Genomic DNA, 795 nt, shown 5'->3' with positions numbered 1-795 from the left:
TCCGTAGACAGCCGACGCCGGCGACAATGCCAGCACCCGCCAGTCCGGCTTTTCCCACCAGAAGGGGGGCGCTTCGCTGGTCATGGCGCCGGTTCCGCGCGCTTCGGGCTTGCGCCTGATCCTTTCCCAAAATCGATGCCGATTTTTGGGGCCATGCGTCAGCGCCCGTTGGCGCCTTTCAGGCGCGCTTTGACGACCAGCGGCTGGATGTAGGGTTCGAGCGACTTCAGCGTGCGCTGAAGCGCGCCGCGCATCTCGTCAACGGTCGCCGCGCCCGCCGCCATCATCTCGTGACGCGCCGCTTCGTTAGTCAAAAGGAAATTGACGGCGCCGGCCAGCATATCGCGATCACGCACCAGCTTGGCGCCGCCGCGGTCGAGCAGGCGCTGATAGGCCTCGCGGAAATTCTGCACGTTGCGGCCGGCGAGCACGGCCGTGTCGAGCATCGCCGGCTCCAGCGGATTCTGTCCGCCTTCGGAGGTCAGCGAGCGGCCGACGAAGGCGATCTCGGTCAGTCGCAGGTAAAGTCCCATCTCGCCGATCGTGTCGCCGAGCAGGATATCGGTGTCGGGCGTAATGCGATCGCCCTTGCTGCGGCGCGCGACCGTCAGCCCCATGCCGGAGATCTGCGCGGCTAAAGCGTCTGCGCGGTCGGGATGGCGCGGCACGACGATGGTCAACAGGCCGTGATGGCGCTTGTACAAGGTCGCGTGGACTTCCGCGGCGACGACCTCCTCGCCGTCACGGCCTGTTGACCATCGTCGTGCCGCGCCATCCCGACCGCGCAGACGCTTT

1 pseudogene is annotated in these 795 nt (G+C 66.7%); it reads right to left on the bottom strand.

Annotated elements, in window-relative coordinates:
• Nucleotides 1-158 precede the first annotated feature (158 nt).
• Nucleotides 159-795: pseudogene (locus tag EOA29_RS38575) on the bottom strand (3-deoxy-D-manno-octulosonic acid transferase); the annotation flags it as partial.

Source organism: Mesorhizobium sp. M1E.F.Ca.ET.063.01.1.1 (genome assembly GCF_003998155.1).
In the GTDB taxonomy this organism is placed as follows: domain Bacteria; phylum Pseudomonadota; class Alphaproteobacteria; order Rhizobiales; family Rhizobiaceae; genus Mesorhizobium.
Note: the sequence above shows the minus strand (reverse complement) of the source record. Positions and strands in the feature narration are given on the sequence as shown.